Raw genomic sequence first — 19,509 nt, 5'->3', positions numbered from 1 at the left:
CGAGGGCACACCTCTCGACAATGACGTCGCCGCAAGGAGGCCCGCGATGGCCGAGAAGCACACCAGGAACAGCGACGCTGGGGCCGCGGTCGCTGTCGACGATCCGAGCAAGGTGCGCAACGTGGCGCTGGTCGGGCCCTCCGGGTCGGGTAAGACCACGCTCGCCGAGGCACTGCTCGTCGCATCGGGAACGCTGAGCAGGGCCGGGTCCGTGGTGGACGGCACAACCGTCTTCGACCACGATCCCGCCGCCGTCCGCCAGCAACGATCCGTCGGCCTGTCCGTCGCCCCGGTTCGGTACGGCGACCTCAAGATCAACCTGATCGACACGCCCGGGTACGCCGACTTCGTCGGTGAGGTGCGTGCGGGGCTGCGCGCGGCGGACGCGGCACTGTTCGTTGTCAGCGCGGGCGAAGGGGTGGACTCCGCGACGGTGTCGCTGTGGGAGGAGTGCGCTTCGGTCGGCATGCCGCGTGCCGTGGTCGTTTCGAGGCTGGACCACCCGCGCGCCGACGTCGAGGGGGAGATCACCGCGTGCAGGCAGGCATTCGGGGCGGGTGTGCTGCCGCTGTACCTGCCCACCGACGACGGACGTGGGCTGATCGGCCTTATCACGCAGCGGCTGTTCGACTACTCCGGCGGCTACCCGCCAACCGTCGGCGAGCCCGGCGCGGCCGAGCGGGACCGGCTGGCCCGCGCGCGCGACGAGCTCATCGAGGGCGTGATCGCCGAAAGCGAGGACGAGACCCTCATGGACCGCTACCTCGGCGGCGACGAGATCCCCGAGGACACCTTGATCGCGGACCTGGAGACCGCCGTCGCGCGCGGCACCTTCCACCCGGTGATCCCGGTGTGCGCGGAGACCGGGGCGGGGCTGGCCGAGCTGCTGGACGGAATCGCACGCGCGTGCCCCTCGCCGCTGGAGCACGAGGTACCGAGGGCGACGTCACCGAACGGTATCCCGCACCCGCGGCTGGAACCGGACCCCGGCGGTCCGCTCGCGGCCGAGGTGGTGCGCACCGCGGTGGACTCCTACGTCGGCAGGGTTTCGCTGGTGCGGGTCTTCTCCGGCACGCTGCGCCCTGAGCGTCCCGTGCACATCTGCGGGCAAGGCCTCGCCGACCGAGGTCACCCCGACCACGACGCCGACGAGCGCGTCGCGCACCTCTACTCCCCGCTTGGCGCGAACCTGCGCGAGGTGCCGTACTGCGTCGCGGGCGATGTGTGCGCGCTCACGAAGATCGGTTCGGCCGAGACCGGCGACACCGTGTCGTATCCCGACGACCCGCTGCTCATCGAACCGTGGGCGATGCCGGAGCCGCTGCTGCCCGTCGCCGTGGTCGCCAAGACCCGAAGCGACGAGGACGCGCTCGCCAGGAACCTCTCCCGGCTGGTGGCGGGTGATCCGACCCTGCGGCTGGAACGCAACGCCGAGACCGGGCAGCTGGTGCTGTGGTGCATGGGTGAGGCGCACGCGGATGTGGTGCTGTCGCGGCTGCGGGCGGGCGGGGCCGATGTGGACACCGAGCCGGTGCGGACCAGTCTGCGCTCCACCTTCGCGGGCAAGGCGACCGGACACGGCAGGCACGTCAAGCAGTCCGGCGGCCACGGCCAGTACGCGGTGTGCGACATCGAGGTGGAGCCGCTGGAGCGCGGCGCGGGTTTCGAGTTCGTCGACAAGGTGGTCGGCGGTGCGGTTCCGCACCAGTTCATCCCCAGTGTCGAGAAGGGCGTGCGGGCGCAACTGAGCAAGGGGCTGGTCGACGACCACCCCGTCGTGGATGTCCGGGTGACGTTGTTCGACGGCAAGGCGCACAGCGTCGACTCCTCCGACGCCGCGTTCCAGACCGCGGGCGCGCTCGCGCTGAAGGACGCCGCCAGCAACACGCGGATCGTGCTGCTGGAGCCGCTGGACGAGGTCACCGTGCGGGCACCGGACGAGTACCTCGGCACGGTGCTGGGCGATCTGTCCGCGCGCCGGGGCAGGGTACTCGGCACGGAGTCGGTCGCGGGCGGGTGCAGCGTCGTGCGCGCGGAGGTCCCCGCGACGGAACTGCTGCGCTATGCCATCGACCTGCGTTCGCTGACCTCGGGTACGGCCACGTTCAGCCGGCGGCACGTGCGCTACGACCCGATGCCACAGGCGGCCACTGCACACTGATCGCGCCCCGGAAGCCGTGGGAAGCAGCCGACTGCCCTAGGAAGCTACGGGCAGCCGTCAGAACTCGAAGCCGCCGGGCCTGCCGTTGCGGTCGGCCAGCAGCCCCGCCAGTGTCGCGATGGCGATCTCCGGTGGGGTGCGGGAACCGATGTTGAGGCCCACCGGCCGGTGTACCCGGTCGATCTCCGCGCCGGGCACGCCGAGCGCGGCCAGCGCTTCGATGTGCGGCCCGGGGTGGCGCGGGTTTCCCATCACGCCGATCCAGCGGGCCGGGTGCAGCAGTGCGTCGCGCAGCACCTCGCCGAGTTCGTCGCGGTGGTGGTCGGTGACGACGACGTCGGTGTCGGTGTCCAGCTTCGGCATCGACGTGACCACCTCCACCGCCGGACCGAGTTCGGCTTCGGCCGCCCGCCTCGGGTCGGGCTCGACCAGCACGGTGCGAAACCGCAGATCCGCACCGTAGGACAGCAGGTGGGCGGCGACAGGAGAGGCGAACACGGCCACCAGCGTGCGTTCGGTGGGCGGCGCCTCGGTGAATCCGTGGGCGACGTCGCAGGCGGGATCGTGGTCGGAAGCGGCCATGACAGCCAGTCTGCCACGCCCTGGGGTGGTCACGGGATGGAGCGAGGCCGCCCGTCCCAGCCCGACTCCAGCAGCGGTGGCAGCAGCTCGGCCAGCCGCGTCGGGTACACCGTCTCGTCGGTTTCGCGCAGTCGCGCCTGGCTCCACCACACGCCGCGGGACGGCCCGTCCGCACCGTCGCCGGTTTCGCCGGCATGGTGAACGAGGAAGAACCATTCGGTGCCCTGGTGCCGCCGACCTCCCGCGCTGAACCGCAGCGAACGCCGCCACACGGGACCGACAAGGGACTCGACGTCGGCCTCGATTCCGGAGGCGACGCGCAGCCCGCGCACCGCGGCGGCGCGCAGGTCCTCCCCCTCCCCCACCTCGCAGCCCGCGGCGGCCCAGAAGCCGGCCCCGGCCTCGCCGCCGGGGCCGGGTTCGTGGCACAGCAGCACCCGGCCGTCGGCGTCAGCCACAACCACCCGCACTATCGTCTTCTCCGCCGCGCCGCCTGACAGACCGGCGGTGTCCGGCTCCGGTTCGGCGATCTCGAAGTACTCGGGTCTGGCTGCCTTGCCCGCCAGCCGGAAGTAACGCACGTGCCGCCGCCCGCGCAGTTCGAGTGTGTCGCGCACGGCGTCGTTGTAGACCCGCCGGGCGATCACGACGCGCTGCTCGGCGTCGGACAGCTCCTCGGCCAGCGGAGCGGGCAACCGTCGCCGGTCCACCTCGGACAGCAGCCGGGTGAGTTCGTTCTCGGCGAGTTCACGCTCGGGGCGGCGTGCCGACTCCGCTTCCTTGGCGGCGGCGCGCACCACCTGCGCCTGCCGCCGCGGCAGCGAACCGGCAGCGACGGTGCGCGCGACCACGGCGCGCCTGGCCAGTGCCGCGTCCAGCGCCGCCCAACCGGCGTCCATGCGCACGTGCAGCCGATCCAGCCGGTTCGCCGTCGCCACCAGCCACAATCCCACGGCCACCACGACGGCGGACAGCACGGCCAGCAGCGTGAACAGCGAGTTCATCGCGGCGCGTCCTGGTCGGTGCCGACCTTGCGGGGGTCGGCCGCGATCGCGGTCTCGTAGACCCGCAGCACCTGCTTGACCACGGTTCGCCAGTCGTAGGCGGCGACCCGATCCGTCGCCTCGGCCGACAACCGCGCTCTGCGCGGCGGGTCGGCGAGCAGCTCGCGCAGCGCCCCGGCCAGCGCGGGTGCGTCCCCGGTTGGGGTGAGCACCCCGCAGCGGCCGTCGTCGAGCACGCGCCGGAACGAGTCCAGCGCGCTGGCCACCACCGGGGTACCCGCCGCCATCGCCTCGGTGAGGATCATGCCGAAACTCTCGCCGCCGGTGTTGGGGGCGCAGTAGACGTCGACGCTGCGCAGCGCGCGGGCCTTGGTGGTGTCGTCGACCTGGCCGAGCAGGTCGATGCGCTCGAAGAGGTCGGCTCCGGCGAGCCTGCGCAACGCCTCCGGCTCGCCCCTGCCGACGACGAGCAGTCGAAGCCGGGGCAGGTCGGCCGAGAGCAGCCGCATGGCTTCCAGCAGCACGGCCATGCCCTTGCGGGGTTCGCCGAACCGGCCGACGAAACCGATGGTGCCGCCCTGCCTCGGATAGCCGTCCAACGGCTCGGCGTCGGCGAAGGTCGCCACATCCACCCCATTGGGGATCTCCACGGCGTCCCCGCCGAGGTGTTCGACCTGAACCCGCCTGGCGAGCACGGACACCGCGATACGTGCGGTGATCTTCTCCAGCAGCGGTCGCAGCACCGGCTGGAACGCCGACAGGGTCCGCGAGCGGGGGGTCGAGGTGTGGAAGGTGGCCACGATCGGGCCGTCGGCGACCTTCAGCGCCAGCAGCGAGAGGCTGGGGGCGGCCGGTTCGTGCAGATGCAACACGTCGAAGTCGTTGTCCCGGATCCAGCGCCGTACGCGAGCGTAGGACACCGGCCCGAACTGCAGTCGGGCGACCGAGCCGTTGTAGCGCACACCGAGTGAGCGGCCGGCGGGGTGTACGAAGGCGGGCAGGTCGGCACCCTCGTCCGAGGGCGCCAGCACCGACACCGTGTGGCCGAGCGCCAGCAGCGCGCGCGAGAGGTCCACCACGTGCCCCTGCACACCGCCGGGTACGTCGAAGGAGTAGGGACACACGATGCCGACCTTCATCGCTGCGCTCCCTGCTCGCTGCCCTCGGCCCGGGTCGGCTCGGCAATCTCGCCGGGTTCGGTGCGCTCGCCGGTCTCGGCACCCGCCACGCCGGCCGCACTGTCCACACTGTCCCAGGGTTCGCCGCCGCTCGCGGTGCCGTCGGCGCCGTCACCCTCCCAGAACGCCTGCAGCATGTGCCAGTCCGTCGGGTGGGCGGCGATGTCACCCGCGAAGATGTCAGCCAGCGCCTGCGTGGCCGCTGGGACCTCGCTCCTGGCGTTCACGCGGATGCGGGGATGTATTCGCACCCCCCAGCCACCGTCGGTGAACCAGCACCCCGCGGGCAGCAACGCGGCACCGGTGCTCACGGCGAGCCGGGCGGGCCCGCCGGGAAACCGGGCGCGCTCGCCGAAGAACGACACCGGAAGCCCTGATCCGGTGATGTCGCGGTCTCCGACCAGGCACACCACTTTGTTCTCCCGCAGCCTGCGCAGCAGCGTGCGGTAGGACGCGCTGCCGTCGGCGGGCACGATCTCGAATCCCAACGACTCCCGGTAGGCGACGAACCGCTGGAACAGCGACTCCGGCCGCAGCCGCTCGACCACCGTGGTGAAACTGCCCGAGTGTCCGACGAGCCAAACGCCCGCGACGTCCCAGTTGCCGGTGTGTGGCAGCGCGAGCACGGCTCCGTTGCCTTCGGCCAGTGCCGCGTCGAGGTAGTCAGCGCCGCTCAGGTCGATCCGAGCGCGCACGTCCTCGGGTTCCATCGCGGGCAGCCGGAACGCTTCCTGCCAGTACCTGGCGTAGGAGCGCAACGCACGCCTCGTCAGGTCCGTCAACTCGGTCGGCCCGGCCTGCGGAACCACCCTGGCGAGGTTGCGGCGAAGCCTGCGTACTCCCGCGCCGTCCTGGCGAGCGGCCAGATCGGCGCCGAGCGCGAACGCCGAGGTCACCAGCCGCGACGGAAGCCTTGGTACGAGCCGCCATCCCGCGGCGTAGCCGAGAGCGCTGAGCCGGTGCCCGATCGCGGTCACAAACTCGCCCCCTTGGCCGCTCTGGCCACCGCCACGACGCGCTGCAACAGCGTGATCGCCGAAAGCACCGCGAGCAGCCACTGCGAGGCCTCGACGGCGAAGGGCACCCCCAGTCCCTGCAGTCCGGTGCCGACCAGCGCGATGATCAGCCGTTCTGCGCGCTCGATGAGACCGCCGTTGGCGGCGTCGCCGAACCCCGACGCCTCCGCCCTGGCCTTGACGTAGGAGATTACCTGGGCGAACACCAGGCACAGCAACGCGGCAGCCGCCGTGCGCGGGTTGGCGTCGATCGTGAACGCCCACCAGGCGATGGCTGCGAACAGCGCGCCGTCCACCAGCCGGTCGCAGGTGGCATCGAGCACGGCACCGAACGGGGTGCTGCCCTTGGCGCGCGCCATCGCGCCGTCGAGCAGGTCCAGCATCACGAATCCCCACACCGTGAACGTGCCCGCGAGCAGCATCCCGTTGGGGAAGAAGGCCAGCGAGCAAGCGATGGCACCAGCGGTGCCGATCAGTGTCATCGCGTTGGGGGTGAGACCGGCCCGCACCAGCGCCGCACCGATCGGGTCGGTGACGCGGGAGACGGACGCGCGCGCGAAGATGTTGAGCATCTCATCCTAGGAGGTGCGGCTGCCTGCTGGTCGATTCCTACGAATCGCACCCTATCGACCCGGGCCGGCACCGCCTGCGGGATGTCCCGTTCCCGCGCGCCGGATCACTCCTGCCCGGCCGCCAGCCGCTCGCCGCGCGCGGGCTGCCCGGCCTTGGCCTGCTCGGACTCCTCCTGCTCGGCGGCAGCCGCTGCGCACACCGGGCGCAACCGCGCCAGCACCGCGGCACTGATCTTGCCCAACTGCTCGACCTGCTCCGGTGTCAGCGGATCGAACAAGCTCGTGCGCACGGCCTCGACGTGACCGGGCGCCGCCGCCTCGATCGCCGCCATACCCGCGTCGGTGAGGTGCGCGAACGCGCCCCGCTTGTCGGTGGGACAGGCCTCGCGTCTGATCCAGCCGCTGTCCTCCATCCGAGCGACCGCGTGGGAGAGCCTGCTGCGGGACGACCGCGTCGCCAGTGCCAGGTCACTCATGCGAAGCACCCTGCCCGGAGCCTCGGAGAGCGCCACCAGAACCTGGTAGTAGGTGACGGGCATGCCGGCATCCCGCTGCAGCTGCGCCTCCAGGTGCGCCCTGAGCATGTCGACCGCGGCCGAGAAATCCCGCCAGACACGCTGCTCAGCATCGGTGAGCCAGCGAGCTTCGGACATAGCACTCATTCTACCCCTGATTGAATACTCAATTAAATCTTCGGGTACCGGTCGGGCGACACCAGGGTGCAACGAGACAACGCGCCCGAAGACCCGGGGACTCCCACGATCGCACGGCGCCGCCCGGCAAGGCATCCGCACGCGCACGCCACCTTGATTGAGCTCTCAATCATAACCGGCTATGCTCAGTAGTTGAGGCCTCAATCATGAGCGGCCCGCGACCGACCAAGCACAGGAGAACGCCACATGACAGCTACCACCGAGATCCCCGGCTACCTCACCGGAACCTGGACCATCGACGAGGTGCACTCCGACGTCACATTCGTCGTGCGCCACCTCGGGGTTTCCAAGGTGCGCGGCCGCTTCACCGGGATCGAGGGCACGATCGTCACCGCTGAGAACATCCTCGACTCCAGCGTGACGGCCACCATCGACGCCGCCAGCATCGACACCAACAACGAGCAACGCGACAACCACGTCCGCGACGCCGAGTTCCTGGACGTGGAGAACCATCCCACCCTGAGCTTTCGCTCGACGGGCATCCGTGCCGACGGTGCTGACTACCTCATCGACGGCGAGCTGACGCTGCACGGCGTGACCAGGCCGGTCACCTTGACGGCCGAACTGGGCGGCTTCGGAGACGGCCTCATCGAGGGCAGCAAGGTCATCGGTGTCTCGGCGACCACGGAACTCAACCGAGGCGACTTCGAGGTCGGCACGGGCCTACCCAACGCCGTGGTCTCCGACAAGATCAAGGTCGAGTTGAACCTCGAAGGCCTGATGCTGCCCTGAGCGAGGTCACCAGGCGTCGGCCAGCAACTGCCTGGTCTCGCCGAGTAGTTGCGGTAGCACCTTCGTATGGCCGATCACCGGCATGAAGTTGGAATCGCCGCCCCACCTCGGCACCACGTGCTGGTGCAGGTGGGCGGCGATTCCGGCGCCGGCGATGACGCCCTGGTTCATCCCGATGTTGAAGCCGTGCGCGGCCGAGACCGACCGGATCACCGTCATCGCGTGCTGGGTGAACTCGGCCAGCTCCATGGTTTCCTCGCCGGTGAGTTCGGTGTAGTCGGCGACGTGCCGGTAGGGCAGCACCATGAGATGCCCCGGGTTGTACGGGTACAGATTGAGCACGGCGTAGACCAGGCGACCGCGGCCGACGATGAGCGCATCGGTGTCGGCCATCCCGATCAGCCTGCAGAACGGGCAGCCACCCGCCTCGTCACCGTCCGGCTTGTTCTCTCCCTTGATGTAGGCGAGCCGGTGCGGCGTCCACAACCGCTGCAACTGGTCGACGACCCCGACCCCGTCCTGCTCGACGTACTCGCGCCCCTCGCCGCTACCGCGCAACGATCGCCTCCAGAGCACCAGCGGTCGGCGAGGAGTTCTCCCTGCGGGCGACCCAGTCCGCGATGGCCTCCACCGCCGCCGCCACCGGCACCCCGTTGACCTGCCCGCCGTCGCGGAACCGGAACGACACCGCGCCCGCCTCGACGTCCTTGCCGCCTGCCAGCAGCAGGAACGGCACCTTCTGCGTGGTGTGGGTACGGATCTTCTTCTGCATCCTGTCGTCGCTGGTGTCCACTTCGGCCCGAATTCCCTTGGCACGCAACGCCTTCTCCACGCCACGAAGGTGCTCGACGTGCTCGTCGGCGATCGGGATGCCCACCACCTGCACCGGTGCCAGCCACGCAGGGAACGCGCCCGCGTAGTGCTCGGTCAGCACGCCGAAGAACCGCTCGATCGACCCGAACAGCGCGCGGTGGATCACCACCGGCGTCCGCCGCGAACCGTCCGCCGCGGTGTACTCCAGCTCGAACCGCCTGGGGTGGTTGAAGTCGAGCTGGATCGTCGACATCTGCCAGTTGCGGCCGATGGCGTCCCTGGCCTGCACGGAGATCTTCGGCCCGTAGTACGCCGCGCCACCGGGGTCGGGCACCAGTTCCAGCCCGGACTCCAGGGCAGCCTGCCGCAGCGTCTCTGTCGCCTCCTCCCACTCCCGGTCCTCACCGATGAACTTGCCCGACTCCCCTCGGGTGGACAGTTCGAGATAGAAGTCCGAAAGCCCGTAGTCGGCGAGCAGGTCGAGTACGAACCGCAGCAGCGAGCGCAACTCGCCGGGCATCTGCTCCTTGGTGCAGTAGATGTGCGAGTCGTCCATGGTCAGCCCGCGCACCCGGGTCAGCCCGTGCACCACGCCGGACTTCTCGTAGCGGTATACGGTGCCGAACTCGAACAGCCGAAGCGGCAGCTCCCGGTATGACCGCCCGCGCGAGCGGTAGATCAGGTGGTGCATCGGGCAGTTCATGGCCTTGAGGTAGTAGTCCTCGCCCTCGAACGGGATCGGCGGGAACATCGTGTCCGCGTAGTACGGCAGGTGGCCGGAGGTGTGGAACAGCCCGCTCTTGCTGATGTGCGGGGTGTTCACGAACTCGTAGCCGGACTCCTCGTGCCGCCTTCGTGAGTAGTTCTCCAGCTCCCGCCTGATGATCCCGCCCTTGGGGTGGAAGACCGGCAGCCCGGACCCGATCTCCTCGGGGAAGGAGAACAGGTCCAGCTCCGCGCCCAACCTGCGGTGATCGCGCCGTTCGGCCTCGGCCAGCAGCTCCAGGTAGTGGTCCTGCGCCTGCTGCGACTCCCAAGCCGTGCCGTAGATGCGTTGCAGCTGCGGGTTGTTCTCGTTGCCGCGCCAGTACGCCGCCGCCACCCGCGTCAGTTTGAAGGCGGGGATGTACTTGGTGGTGGGCACGTGCGGGCCCCGGCACAGGTCGCTCCACACGCGCTCCTTGGTGCGCGGGTCGAGGTTGTCGTAGATGGTCAGCTCACCCTCGCCGACCTCCATCACCTCGGAAGTGTCCACAGTGTCCTGAACGCCCTGGTCCGACTTCAGCCCGATCAGTTCCAGCTTGAACGGCTCGTCGGCGAGTTCGGACTCCGCGGCGGCGGGTTCCACGACCCGGCGGGAGAACTGCTGCGAGGCCTTGATGATCTGCTTCATGCGCTTTTCCAGCGCCTGCAGATCCTCCGGTGTGAACGGCCGGTCGACGGCGAAGTCGTAGTAGAAGCCGTCCTTCACCGGCGGCCCGATACCCAGCTTGGCCTCCGGGAACTGCTGCTGCACGGCCTGCGCCAGCACGTGCGCGGCCGAATGCCTGATGACGGCGCGGCCGTCCTCGGTGTTCGCCGGGACCGGCTCCACCTCGGTGTCGTGCTCCGGAACCCACGCGAGGTCACGCAGCCCGCCGTCGGCGTCACGCACGACCACGACGGCGTCGGCGCCCTTGCTCGGCAGGCCGGCCTCGCGTACCGCCGAGCCCGCCGTAGTGCCCGCGCGCACCACCACACGTGGGGCTGGCACGGCTGCGACGGGCGACGACTGTGACACGGCGAACTCCTGACACGTGACCTACTTGACATGTCGATGCTAGCCGCCGCCCGCGAGTCCCCCGCTCCCGCCCGCGAGTCCCCCGCTCCCGCCCGCGAGTCCCCCGCTCCCGCCCGCGAGTTCCCCGTTCCTGCCCGCGAGTTCCCCGCTCAGTACGCGCCGCGACCGTAAACGACGGCCCGCAGCGTCTTCCACCGGATCACCAGGTCCAGCGCGAGCGACCAGTCCTCCACATAGCGAAGGTCGAGTCGAACGCCGTCCCTCCCACGACAGCTCGCTGCGACCGCTCACCTGCCACAGACCCGTCAGGCCCGGCTTCACGAGGAGTCTGCGCCGCGCCTCCGGCTCGTAGCGCTCGGTCTCCTCAGGCAGGGGCGGGCGGGGCCCCACGAGCGACGTCTGCCCGGCCAGCACGTTGACCAGCTGCGGAAACTCGTCCACCGAGTAGCGCCGCAGCAGCCCGCCGACAGCCGTTACCCGGGGATCGTCACGGATCTTGAACAACGGACCCGAGCCCTCGTTGTGGGCGAGCAGGTCCTTTCGCACGGCGTCGGCGTCGACCACCATCGTGCGGAACTTGAGCATGGTGAAGGTGTCGCCGTCCGTGCCGACGCGTCGCTGCCGGTAGACGACCGGACCGGGGTCGCCCACCTTGATCGCCAGCGCGATCAGCAACAGCGCGGGGGCGGCCAGCACCAGGCGGACCGGCGACCTCCATGAGCACGGGGGCGACCACCAGTTCCCGCACGGTGTCGGGTTACCCGCCGCCATCACCGGAAGCAGGCACTGGCCATGGCGCCTGGCCCGGTGCAACAACCTGCGCAGCGCGTAGCGCGCCGGGAAGATCGCGGCGGCCACCGCGGGCACTACGGAGAACACCCACGGCTTGACTTCCAGCGCGCCCGCGAGCAACCCACCGAAGGCGACGATCAACGCCGCTCCGACCCCTGCGGAACTCCTCGGTGCCCTCACCGACCCCTGCTGGCTCCACGCCCTGCACGTGGAAAGGGCGAGCAGGACGGCGGCCGCGGTTGCCGCGGCATGCGGCTCGTCGAACCGCCCCACGCCGCCGATCAGCACGCCGCTCGCGGTCACGACCACGACGGTCACCACGATGTCGCTGCCGATGACCCAGTTGCGGTACCGGCGTTCCCATGCCATGGCGGCCGGAGCCGACCGCGCGGCCCTGGAAACCGCCGTGATGGCCCGAAACGCCGAGTGCGCGCTTCCCCGGGCAGCCCGTGGTCGGACGGCGACGACGGCCATGCCGACTCGTCCATGGAGCCTCCCCGCGTCAATCGGTTCCGCGACCGGGCGTCGCGCGCCGCGATGTCACGTCATCCCGCCGCAGACAAACGCGGAGAGTGACCAGAGCGAACACACGCTCGGTAGCGGGATACGGATCTCATGACGAGGTCCCGTACTGGGCTGGTCCCCTGTTACATCGGATTCCCTGGCAGAGCGGGCTTCTGAAAGCGACCAAAGGCGACGGTGAGGTCACCTGACGATCACGACACGTGACCATGCCGCGGAGCTGCCGAGTACCCACTGTATTCAGCGGAGGGGTGACATCAGGTGGTCAACGGCACCGCGGTGTCGGAACAGGCCACCTCGGCGTGCCTGCTGGAGAGTGAGTCGATCCATTGTGGAGACCAGGTAAGATCACCGAAAGTGTCGGGTCGGGCATGCTGAGTAACAGACGACGTGTCGTGACTCACGACAGGAAATCGTGGGACAGCGCGGTGGGTTGGACGAAGCTGTGACGGGAACACGAAGAAGACCAGGCGGCCGCCGGGTCTGACAACAGAAGCTTGTGGTGGGCGATACTGGGATCGAACCAGTGACCTCTTCGGTGTGAACGAAGCGCTCTCCCGCTGAGCTAATCGCCCCCTCGCGGTGTGGCACAGACTTTACCGGACGCCGATTCGGGCCACGCGGCCGGGTGGGATCAAGGTCAGCACGGTGCGCACATCCCCCACCACGGAACGCACAACCTCCTGCTGAGCCGGGATTCCGACCGGGGATGAGCGGCCGAGAGGACAGAGGTCACCTGCGACATTCGCGCGACGGTTCTATCGCGACGACGCCAAACCAAGCAGTATGTACGTGGAGCGCGATCACCAGGCCCGATACACACGTACGTGTGGTCTTCGGAGAATTGGTGAGCGAGCCTGCGCCGGGGCGCGTCTCACAGGCAGGACTCGGCCGACAGGCCGGGGAGGGAGCAGAAGGGTACGACCATGCGAAACGATCACGTGACGCTGCGGTCAACGGCGGTCTTCGATCTACTGGCGCCGCGGACGCCTCCCGTTCCGGTGAAAGTCGAGTTGCGCTACGACACGCGCGACCCCTACGCGGTCGTGGCGGCATTCCGCACCGGCAGGGCGGGCTGGGTCGAATGGGTGTACGCCCGCGACCTGCTCGCCGACGGCCTGCTCGGCGACGCCGGCGACGGGGATGTGCGAATCCGGCCCTCCATCGAAGACCCGGAGTCCGTGCTCATCGAGTTGAACTCGCCGTCCGGCCACGCCATGTTCGAGGCCTCCGCCCAGGAGCTCGCGGACTTCCTCGACCGCACCTACGACGTGGTGCTGCCGGGCAACGAGCACCTCTGGGTCGACGTCGACGATGCGCTGACGCATCTCATCCCGAACGATCTGACCTGAAGAGCGGCACCCGCCCGCGATGAGCACCCCCGGTGCACCCGGCCGAGGGGTGATCCGATACAGTTTGCGCACACGCCACGGCGAAGGGCCGACCGGCCCGGAACCGGGAACGCGGACGTAGCGCAGCTGGTAGCGCATCACCTTGCCAAGGTGAGGGTCGCGGGTTCGAATCCCGTCGTCCGCTCGACTGCGGCGGCATTCCGCAGTTGGATCAGGCAGCTGCCCGATCCACAGAACACGGCGGAGTGGCCGAGTGGTTCAGGCAAGGGCCTGCAAAGCCCTGTACACGGGTTCGATTCCCGTCTCCGCCTCGCGCGATTAGCTCAGCGGGAGAGCGCTACCTTGACACGGTAGAGGTCACTGGTTCGATCCCAGTATCGCGCACCAGGTCAGCCCCCATCCCGAATAAGCGGGACGGGGGCTGTTTTGCTGGTGAGTACCTAACTGAGTAACTACGCTTCGCCATCGGTGGGGAACAGTTGGTCCATAGCCGCCGCCCCCTCAACCATCACCGGTGTGATCTGATGCCGGTAGATCATCTCGGTGACCGCCGTCCCCTTGTGACCGACGAGGCGAGAGATCTGTTCGAGCGGCACCCCGCTGTCTGACAGCAGCGAGACGAAACTGTGCCGAAGCTCGCGCGGGGTCCACTCACCCGGCTCCAGCCCAGCCTCCTTTGCTATCAGTCGGAACGCACGACGTACGTTCCCGGCTGCCAGCTTGCCGCCCGTGCGGGTGCTGAACACGAGGTCCATGTCTTCCCACTTCTCCCCCGCCCTCTGGCGCGCCACCGCTTGCGCGTCTCGTTGTACCTTCAATACATCAACGCAGCGCTGAGGCATTGCGAGCGTCCGCCTCGACAGACGTGTCTTTGTGTCGCCCGACACGCGCACAGACCGCCACACGCGGATGCTTGGTGGAACCGGCGGGTCCGCCTCCGGTACACCCACGAGATCGACGTGATCCCACGTCAACGCGCGCATTTCCTCCGTTCTCCCACCAGTGAGTAGCGACACCACCACGTAGGCACGAATCGCTGGCGTACGGAACCTCGTCGATGCCTCCAGCAACGCCTCCGCTTGAGGCATCGTCAGGGCCTTCGACGGCCGGCCGGAAAGCCCAGTCGGACAGGCGCACAGTAGCACCACGTTGCGCTTGACTTTGTCCCTTGCTTGCGCGCGAGCGACAACCTGCGCGAGCAACGAACGCACGCGCTGCAACGTCGACGTGCTGAGCACGGTCGCCCTGTCTGCCAACCACTTGTCGACGTCTTCGGCCGTCAGCTCCCGCAGTTTTCGCGCGCCGAGAAGTGGCTTGACATGCGTTTCCATCATGATCCGCCGATTCTCCTTTGTGCTCTCCGCACGGCCCGCCAGGCCGTAAGCGAGCCAGTCGTCTACCGCCTCAGCGACGGTGAAATTGCTCGCCTCCGTAAGGAAGCCATCGGCGTGATCGCGAATCAGGGCATCAAGCTTGTTCTTTGCCTCGGTCTTCGTTCGTCCGCGTGCTCGGCGGACGATCCGTTTTCCGGCGGGGGTGTATCCGACCGTGATCGAAGCGACCCACCGTTGCCGGGATTTGTCCCACGACAGGCCGCCGTCACCTCGGCTACGCCGCTTTGCCAACGCATCCCTCCGATTCCTGGATCAGCAGTTGCACGTACTCTTCAATGGCTTGCATGGGAACAAGGCGGGCGCGTCCCTGCTTGACCGTCCGCAAGCGCCCGGCCCGTATCTGCTCGTAGATCACTGAACGGCTCATCGACAGCAGCGTCATTGCTTCGGGAATTCGGTATAGGTGGCGATGCGGCACGTCCTCGCACGTCACCGATGGGGTCGCCATGTACTGAGTTCTCCTTGGTGTGGTGGGGCTTGTTGGTGGCGGGAGTGGGCATGGGGGTGTCCTTTCGTTGGTGGGTGGGTGGTTGCTCTCCGTATTCGCCTGGTGGGTTGCTGGGTTGCTGGGTGGCGGGTACGGAGGGGGTGTTGGGGGCGAAATGTTGTAGGGGCCGGGGGTGGCTTCCAGGAACCCGGAAACCCGGTGTGTGGGGGTTGTGCTGGGGTTTTGCTGCCGGGTTTGGTGTGGTGGTCGGGTGTGCCAAACCCGGAAACCCGGAGGTTTCCGGGTTTGGAGCCGGGTGTTGTGGTTGAAACCCGGTGATCGTTTAGGGGTGTTGTTGCTGTTCAGGTGGGGTGGTGCCGGGTTTCCGGGTTTCCGGGTTTGTTTCGGGGGGTTGGGTGTGGTGGGGGTTGTGCTGGACCCAGTAGGCGCGGCAGTTGTGGGCGGGGTCGATCACGCTGCGTAGTACGGTGTCGCCGCGCCAGCGGTCGAGTTGTCCGGTGAGGCGGCGGCCGAGGGCTTTGGCGGTGAGGGGTTTGCCGGTGGCGGTGGTGGGGAAGGTCCCGGCCCAGGGGTCGGCCCCGGCGTAGGTTTCGGCGCTGGCGCGTAGTTGTTGGGCGGTGAGGGGTTGGTCGCGGTGGAGTTGGTGCCAGGTGAGCAGGAACGCGCGCCATTCGGCGGCGTCGTCGTCGAGGTCGCGGGCGTGTTCGTTGTTGGCGAGGAATCCGGGGATGTGGTGGTGCTGCAGGAATCCGCCGAGGTGTTGGGCCCAGCGGGTGAACTGCCGCATGGAGGGCACCGAGTGCGCGGTGGGGGCGCCTGCGTTGGTCCAGTCCAGGATGAGCACGAGTAGGTGCCACAGCACGGTGGCCTGGTTGATGGGGTCGAGGATCCAGGTGTCGAGGTTGGGGATGGTGAATCCGGTGCGGGCTTCGGGGCGGGGGCAGTCGGGGTCCAGGCGCACCCACACGGTGCGCGAGGCCATGTCTCCGCCGGTGCGCAGGTTGTTGCCGGTGGCCAGCCATAGCCGATCGTTGGGGAAGGTGGCGGCGGCGTTGGTGCCCAATCGGCGGTCGGTCCAGGTGCGTTCGGTGACCAGTCGGGCCAGGACAGCGGAGTCGATGACGGTGCCTTCGGTGAGGTTGTCGAACACCACCGCCCCGCATTCGTCGGCGAGCACGGTGGTGATGGCCTTGCGCAGTTCGTCCTCGCTGTCGGTCCAGGTCAGCACCCGCTGCCCCACCAGCAGCCCCACGCACCCGGCGAGGATGGTTTTGCCGCTGCCGGGCATGGAGGCGTCGATGACTCCGAACGGGGACAGTGAGCGGGTGAACGGGCGGATGATCGGGGTGACCAGCAGCGCGAGGTAGTTGGCGCGGTCGGCGGCGCTGCGCCAGGGGAAATCGCGCAGGAACCGTTCCAGCAGGAACGCGCGGGCGGCCTCGACTTGCTCGGGGCCGGGTTGTTCGGGCACTTGGGGTAGGTGGGTGTTGTCGGTCAGGTAGTAGCCGGTGGCGGCGTCGTAGCCGGGGGTTTGCAGCAGGGTGCCGTCCGGGCGCAGCACCGGGGTGGAGATGATCCGGCGCAGCACCGGCAGGCCGGGCCAGGAGCGGCGGGCCAGCACGGCGGCCAGCACCGGCCCCGGTGGGGAGACCTCCGCATCCACCGTGCCGCCCTTGTCGTCGACGCGGGGGCGGACCACGTCGGCGTGTTGGGCCAGCAGGCTGGCCAGCAATGGGGGTTTGAGCACCGACGCCGTCAGCGGCAGCGCCACGTCCTCATCGCCCGCGGTGGGGTCCGCCGCCCCGGACACGCCCTCCACCACCACGGGGGCGCCGTCGGCCACGTAGGTGTCGGGAATGATGCGGGAATCCAGCGCGGCGGTCAGCACCCGGATCGTCTCCGGAGCCGCCCCCACCCGCAGCCTGGCCCGGCCACTCGCCCCGATCGACCACAACCGCGACCGGCCCCGCCCGGTCGCGGCGGCCTCACCAGTGTCGGGCGTGTGCTCGGGGGCGGTGTTGGGTGTCGTGCTCATCAAGCGGCCTCCGTGTGGTCGAGCAGTTCGGGTCGGGCGCGGTAGCGACCCACCGTGCGGGCGGTCACCTGCAGTCGGTCGGCGATCTGGTCCACGGTCAGTCCCGCGCGGCTCAACCGGGCCACCGCGGCCGTCCGGCGGCGGGTGGTCGTGTGCACCCCACGGGAACGGGGTAGGTGTCGGGTGCTGTGCCCGCCCCAGATCCCGTGCCGCTCCCCCTGCCGCTGGGCGTAGTCGCGGCACTGCTCCCGCACCGGGCACCCGGCGCACACCCGCTGGGCCGCCGCGATCTGCTCGGCCATGCCGGGGCCAGGTTCGGGAAAGAACACCTCCGGATCGACCTCCGGTGTCGCGCAGGCGGCGCGGGCCCGCCACCCCTCCTCGCGTGCCGTGGGGTGGTAGGTGGACCACGCCACCGGCACACGCCCTCCGGGGGTGGCGCCCTGCAGGGTGTGTGGCTGGCTCCACGGGCGCGGCACGGCCATCACGCCACCCCCCGCCGCGGGAACTCGTCCCAGGTGCGGCCGTCCAGCACGCGTCCGGCGCGGCGCTTGCCGACACGGCGCATGAACGAGCCGTCGGGGAAGTAGTGCCGAGCAGGCCCCGGCCCATTGCCGGCGGCAAACCGCAGCTCGTCTGGCGCCCATTCGCCCCACTGTTTGAACAGGAACGGCACACCGGCGGCGTGGCATTGGTCGCGCAGGGTGCGTGCCCAGTCGGGGTGCATGGGGCGGGTGCCGTGCCCGGACTCGCCTCCGGCGATCACCCAGTTCGGCCGGGCGGGCCTGGGTGGGTGGCAGGGGCAGCGACACAGGCCCCACAGGTGTCCGCTGTGCCAGTCCATCGGCCCGTCGGGGTCGCAGCGGTCGCACGCGTGCTGTGGATGCTTCAGCCACGTCGTCAGGTCCACCGGCCCCAACAACGGTTCGCACGAGAGGAACCGCACGGCGGCGGGGGTGTCGAGCAGGGCGGGGATGCGGATGTCGGCCCACCGCTGGTTCTCGACGGACACGCCCAGCCACACGTTCGCAAGGGGATGGACTTCACCGATGCGCTGGTTCTCGTCGCCGTCGGCGAACAGGTAGGGAACGCTGCCAGTGATGCCGCCCGCCCGCTCCTCGCGTGTTGGCCCCGCGAACGCGAGTCGCCGCACGAACGAGCGCATCCGGGCGTGGCGCTTCGTGAGGATCTGGTAGGTGTGCTGCGGAGTCCGCGCCATCACCTTCCACACGCCGAGGATGAACTCGTCGGAGACGGCATCGTGGAACAGGTCGGACATGGAGTTGACGAACACCCTGCGCGGCTTGCGCCAGCGAAGCGGCAAGTCGAGCTTGTCCGGGCGCAGTTGAACGTCGAATCCGCGCTCGAAGTGATGTCCCTTGGTGCCGCGCCAGCGTTCGGCGAACGTCTTGGCGTAGCAGTGGTCGCACCCGGAGCTGACTGTGGTGCAGCCGGTGACGGGGTTCCAGGTGGCGTCGGTCCACTCGATACCGGTTGTGGCGCTCATCAGGCGATCTCCTTGCTGTGGATGGGGTTGGTGGCGCCTTTGGTGAGCCCGGCGTCCACGACGCGGGCGACCTCGCGGGCATTCGGCGGCCAGTGGTCGGGGCCGATGAGGGTGTTTCCGGCGGTGATGAGGTCGGCGCGGGCGGTGTGGTGGTCGATGAGCCCGGCTCCGACTTTGCGGCCGATGGTGTAAGCGGCCGAGGACAGCACCTCGTTGTGGCGGCCTGGTTGCGCCTGTCGCACCCGTTGGCACTCGCCCCGCAGCGCGGCCGTCGCGTAGGCGCTGGTGTTGTGAGAGCGGATCTGAACGGGCGTTGACAGGGCCGTCACGGGCCTTTCGGCGCAGGCTTGGACCAGCCAGGCGGGGAGGTCGATCGGGTCGCGCTCGTCGAGGAGTTCGTAGCCGCCCTCGGGGGTGGTCGAGCCCGGCCCGACCACGTATCCGCCTCCGGCGCGGGTGTCCACGCGGGCGCGGATGTGGCCTTGGGTGTTGCGCAGCCGCACACCGGGTGGGCAGCGGTAGTACCAGTGCCGTCCACCCGAGGGCGTGGCCACGGTGAACGTCGCGGGCAGCGGCCCGCCACGCTCGGCGGCCAACTCGGCCAGCGCGCTCGCCCCGTCCGGCCCGTCCTCGCCGTCCTTGGGGGCGTCCAGGTCGACGACCACGAGCCCGGCCGGGCCGGTCGCCACGCCGATGTTGTAGCGGTCAGCACTCCAGCATCGGCGGATACGGTCGGGGTCGCGGGTGGCGCGGTTTTCCCAGTCCTTCACCGCGGGCTGGCGCTTGGTGCCCGGCCGTAGCGGGAACACCGGCCAGCCCATCGCGGCCAGATACAGCGCCCACTCCATGAGCGGGTTGTCGTTCACGGTCATGGCCGTGGTGTCCATTGTGAACCTTCCGGGGTTGTC

General features: G+C 69.3%; 18 protein-coding genes and 4 tRNA genes. 6 read left to right on the top strand and 16 right to left on the bottom strand.

All coding sequences use genetic code 11. The annotated features are described in order from the left end of the window. Positions 1-46 precede the first annotated feature (46 nt). Positions 47-2,161 carry an elongation factor G-like protein EF-G2 gene (locus tag FHU38_RS09755; RefSeq protein ID WP_167169203.1) on the top strand — a complete coding sequence of 705 codons (2,115 nt, stop codon included), beginning with the start codon at positions 47-49 and terminating at the stop codon, positions 2,159-2,161. Positions 2,162-2,218: 57 nt separating this feature from the next. On the opposite strand, the gene FHU38_RS09750 is transcribed toward FHU38_RS09755, so the two are convergent. The 6 genes from FHU38_RS09750 to FHU38_RS09725 all read right to left on the bottom strand — a co-directional run bounded on the left by FHU38_RS09750 (position 2,219) and on the right by FHU38_RS09725 (position 7,166). Then, positions 2,219-2,743, bottom strand: a complete 525-nt coding sequence (locus FHU38_RS09750) for an XdhC family protein (protein WP_167169200.1) — start codon at positions 2,741-2,743, stop codon at positions 2,219-2,221. Between the two features lie 29 nt (positions 2,744-2,772). Next, positions 2,773-3,747 carry an NUDIX domain-containing protein gene (locus FHU38_RS09745; protein WP_167169197.1) on the bottom strand — a complete coding sequence of 325 codons (975 nt, stop codon included), beginning with the start codon at positions 3,745-3,747 and terminating at the stop codon, positions 2,773-2,775. After that, the gene (locus tag FHU38_RS09740; protein WP_167169194.1) at positions 3,744-4,886 is read right to left on the bottom strand and encodes a glycosyltransferase family 4 protein; all 1,143 of its coding nucleotides are present in this window, start codon (positions 4,884-4,886) and stop codon (positions 3,744-3,746) included. The genes FHU38_RS09745 and FHU38_RS09740 overlap by 4 nt, the downstream gene beginning before the upstream one ends. Next, on the bottom strand, positions 4,883-5,902 hold the full coding sequence (locus FHU38_RS09735; protein ID WP_167169191.1) for a phosphatidylinositol mannoside acyltransferase: 1,020 nt from the start codon (positions 5,900-5,902) through the stop codon (positions 4,883-4,885). The genes FHU38_RS09740 and FHU38_RS09735 overlap by 4 nt, the downstream gene beginning before the upstream one ends. Next, positions 5,899-6,513, bottom strand: a complete 615-nt coding sequence (pgsA, locus tag FHU38_RS09730; protein WP_167169188.1) for a phosphatidylinositol phosphate synthase — start codon at positions 6,511-6,513, stop codon at positions 5,899-5,901. Before pgsA ends, FHU38_RS09735 begins: the two co-directional genes overlap by 4 nt. Before the next feature lie 104 nt (positions 6,514-6,617). After that, entirely contained in the window at positions 6,618-7,166 is a 549-nt protein-coding gene (locus tag FHU38_RS09725) for a MarR family winged helix-turn-helix transcriptional regulator (RefSeq protein WP_167169186.1), read from the bottom strand. A 246-nt stretch (positions 7,167-7,412) separates the two neighbouring features. Here FHU38_RS09725 and FHU38_RS09720 point away from each other — a divergent pair, with 246 nt between their 5' ends. After that, the gene (locus FHU38_RS09720; RefSeq protein ID WP_167169183.1) at positions 7,413-7,958 is read left to right on the top strand and encodes a YceI family protein; all 546 of its coding nucleotides are present in this window, start codon (positions 7,413-7,415) and stop codon (positions 7,956-7,958) included. Positions 7,959-7,964: 6 nt separating this feature from the next. Here the strand turns inward: FHU38_RS09720 and FHU38_RS09715 are convergent, their stop codons facing one another. The 4 genes from FHU38_RS09715 to FHU38_RS09700 all read right to left on the bottom strand — a co-directional run bounded on the left by FHU38_RS09715 (position 7,965) and on the right by FHU38_RS09700 (position 12,440). Next, the gene (locus FHU38_RS09715) at positions 7,965-8,516 is read right to left on the bottom strand and encodes an HIT family protein (RefSeq protein ID WP_167169180.1); all 552 of its coding nucleotides are present in this window, start codon (positions 8,514-8,516) and stop codon (positions 7,965-7,967) included. Continuing rightward, the gene (gene thrS / locus FHU38_RS09710; protein WP_167169177.1) at positions 8,506-10,551 is read right to left on the bottom strand and encodes a threonine--tRNA ligase; all 2,046 of its coding nucleotides are present in this window, start codon (positions 10,549-10,551) and stop codon (positions 8,506-8,508) included. The genes FHU38_RS09715 and thrS overlap by 11 nt, the downstream gene beginning before the upstream one ends. A 39-nt stretch (positions 10,552-10,590) precedes the next feature. Then, positions 10,591-11,817: a sugar transferase gene (locus tag FHU38_RS09705; RefSeq protein WP_390623255.1), complete on the bottom strand. Its 1,227-nt coding sequence runs from the start codon at positions 11,815-11,817 to the stop codon at positions 10,591-10,593. Positions 11,818-12,365: 548 nt separating this feature from the next. Beyond that, positions 12,366-12,440 (bottom strand) — tRNA-Val (locus tag FHU38_RS09700). A 351-nt stretch (positions 12,441-12,791) separates the two neighbouring features. Here FHU38_RS09700 and FHU38_RS09695 point away from each other — a divergent pair. The 4 genes from FHU38_RS09695 to FHU38_RS09680 all read left to right on the top strand — a co-directional run bounded on the left by FHU38_RS09695 (position 12,792) and on the right by FHU38_RS09680 (position 13,604). Further along, positions 12,792-13,217 carry an SsgA family sporulation/cell division regulator gene (locus tag FHU38_RS09695; RefSeq protein WP_009155023.1) on the top strand — a complete coding sequence of 142 codons (426 nt, stop codon included), beginning with the start codon at positions 12,792-12,794 and terminating at the stop codon, positions 13,215-13,217. Between the two features lie 111 nt (positions 13,218-13,328). Next, a tRNA-Gly gene (locus FHU38_RS09690) sits at positions 13,329-13,401 on the top strand. A gap of 55 nt (positions 13,402-13,456) precedes the next feature. After that, positions 13,457-13,528, top strand: a tRNA-Cys gene (locus tag FHU38_RS09685). 1 nt (position 13,529) lies between these two features. Continuing rightward, positions 13,530-13,604 (top strand) — tRNA-Val (locus FHU38_RS09680). Between the two features lie 65 nt (positions 13,605-13,669). On the opposite strand, the gene FHU38_RS09675 is transcribed toward FHU38_RS09680, so the two are convergent. The 6 genes from FHU38_RS09675 to FHU38_RS09650 all read right to left on the bottom strand — a co-directional run bounded on the left by FHU38_RS09675 (position 13,670) and on the right by FHU38_RS09650 (position 19,488). Continuing rightward, positions 13,670-14,842 (bottom strand): tyrosine-type recombinase/integrase, encoded by a 1,173-nt coding sequence (locus tag FHU38_RS09675; protein WP_167169174.1) that lies wholly within the window; start codon positions 14,840-14,842, stop codon positions 13,670-13,672. Then, entirely contained in the window at positions 14,826-15,059 is a 234-nt protein-coding gene (locus tag FHU38_RS09670) for a helix-turn-helix domain-containing protein (protein ID WP_167169171.1), read from the bottom strand. Before FHU38_RS09670 ends, FHU38_RS09675 begins: the two co-directional genes overlap by 17 nt. A gap of 322 nt (positions 15,060-15,381) precedes the next feature. After that, complete coding sequence (locus FHU38_RS09665; protein WP_243852223.1) at positions 15,382-17,094, bottom strand: hypothetical protein; 1,713 nt, start codon at positions 17,092-17,094, stop codon at positions 15,382-15,384. Next, complete coding sequence (locus tag FHU38_RS09660; RefSeq protein ID WP_167169168.1) at positions 17,094-17,579, bottom strand: WhiB family transcriptional regulator; 486 nt, start codon at positions 17,577-17,579, stop codon at positions 17,094-17,096. The genes FHU38_RS09665 and FHU38_RS09660 overlap by 1 nt, the downstream gene beginning before the upstream one ends. Further along, entirely contained in the window at positions 17,579-18,601 is a 1,023-nt protein-coding gene (locus FHU38_RS09655) for a DUF5131 family protein (RefSeq protein WP_167169165.1), read from the bottom strand. The genes FHU38_RS09660 and FHU38_RS09655 overlap by 1 nt, the downstream gene beginning before the upstream one ends. Next, entirely contained in the window at positions 18,601-19,488 is an 888-nt protein-coding gene (locus FHU38_RS09650) for a bifunctional DNA primase/polymerase (RefSeq protein WP_243852222.1), read from the bottom strand. The genes FHU38_RS09655 and FHU38_RS09650 overlap by 1 nt, the downstream gene beginning before the upstream one ends. Positions 19,489-19,509 lie beyond the last annotated feature (21 nt).

The organism is Saccharomonospora amisosensis (assembly GCF_011761185.1).
Taxonomy (GTDB): Bacteria; Actinomycetota; Actinomycetes; order Mycobacteriales; family Pseudonocardiaceae; genus Saccharomonospora_A; species Saccharomonospora_A amisosensis.
This window is presented reverse-complemented; position numbering and strand designations above follow the sequence as displayed.

Excerpts from the sequence above, each read along its gene's own strand:
- FHU38_RS09755 (WP_167169203.1), top strand. The coding sequence starts at position 47 with ATGGCCGAGAAGCACACCAGGAACAGCGACGCTGGGGCCGCGGTCGCT.
- FHU38_RS09750 (WP_167169200.1), bottom strand. The coding sequence starts at position 2,743 with ATGGCCGCTTCCGACCACGATCCCGCCTGCGACGTCGCCCACGGATTC.
- FHU38_RS09745 (WP_167169197.1), bottom strand. The coding sequence starts at position 3,747 with ATGAACTCGCTGTTCACGCTGCTGGCCGTGCTGTCCGCCGTCGTGGTG.
- FHU38_RS09740 (WP_167169194.1), bottom strand. The coding sequence starts at position 4,886 with ATGAAGGTCGGCATCGTGTGTCCCTACTCCTTCGACGTACCCGGCGGT.
- pgsA (WP_167169188.1), bottom strand. The coding sequence starts at position 6,513 with ATGCTCAACATCTTCGCGCGCGCGTCCGTCTCCCGCGTCACCGACCCG.
- FHU38_RS09725 (WP_167169186.1), bottom strand. The coding sequence starts at position 7,166 with ATGTCCGAAGCTCGCTGGCTCACCGATGCTGAGCAGCGTGTCTGGCGG.
- FHU38_RS09720 (WP_167169183.1), top strand. The coding sequence starts at position 7,413 with ATGACAGCTACCACCGAGATCCCCGGCTACCTCACCGGAACCTGGACC.
- FHU38_RS09705 (WP_390623255.1), bottom strand. The coding sequence starts at position 11,817 with ATGGCCGTCGTCGCCGTCCGACCACGGGCTGCCCGGGGAAGCGCGCAC.
- FHU38_RS09695 (WP_009155023.1), top strand. The coding sequence starts at position 12,792 with ATGCGAAACGATCACGTGACGCTGCGGTCAACGGCGGTCTTCGATCTA.
- FHU38_RS09670 (WP_167169171.1), bottom strand. The coding sequence starts at position 15,059 with ATGGCGACCCCATCGGTGACGTGCGAGGACGTGCCGCATCGCCACCTA.
- FHU38_RS09665 (WP_243852223.1), bottom strand. The coding sequence starts at position 17,094 with ATGAGCACGACACCCAACACCGCCCCCGAGCACACGCCCGACACTGGT.
- FHU38_RS09660 (WP_167169168.1), bottom strand. The coding sequence starts at position 17,579 with ATGGCCGTGCCGCGCCCGTGGAGCCAGCCACACACCCTGCAGGGCGCC.
- FHU38_RS09655 (WP_167169165.1), bottom strand. The coding sequence starts at position 18,601 with ATGAGCGCCACAACCGGTATCGAGTGGACCGACGCCACCTGGAACCCC.
- FHU38_RS09650 (WP_243852222.1), bottom strand. The coding sequence starts at position 19,488 with ATGGACACCACGGCCATGACCGTGAACGACAACCCGCTCATGGAGTGG.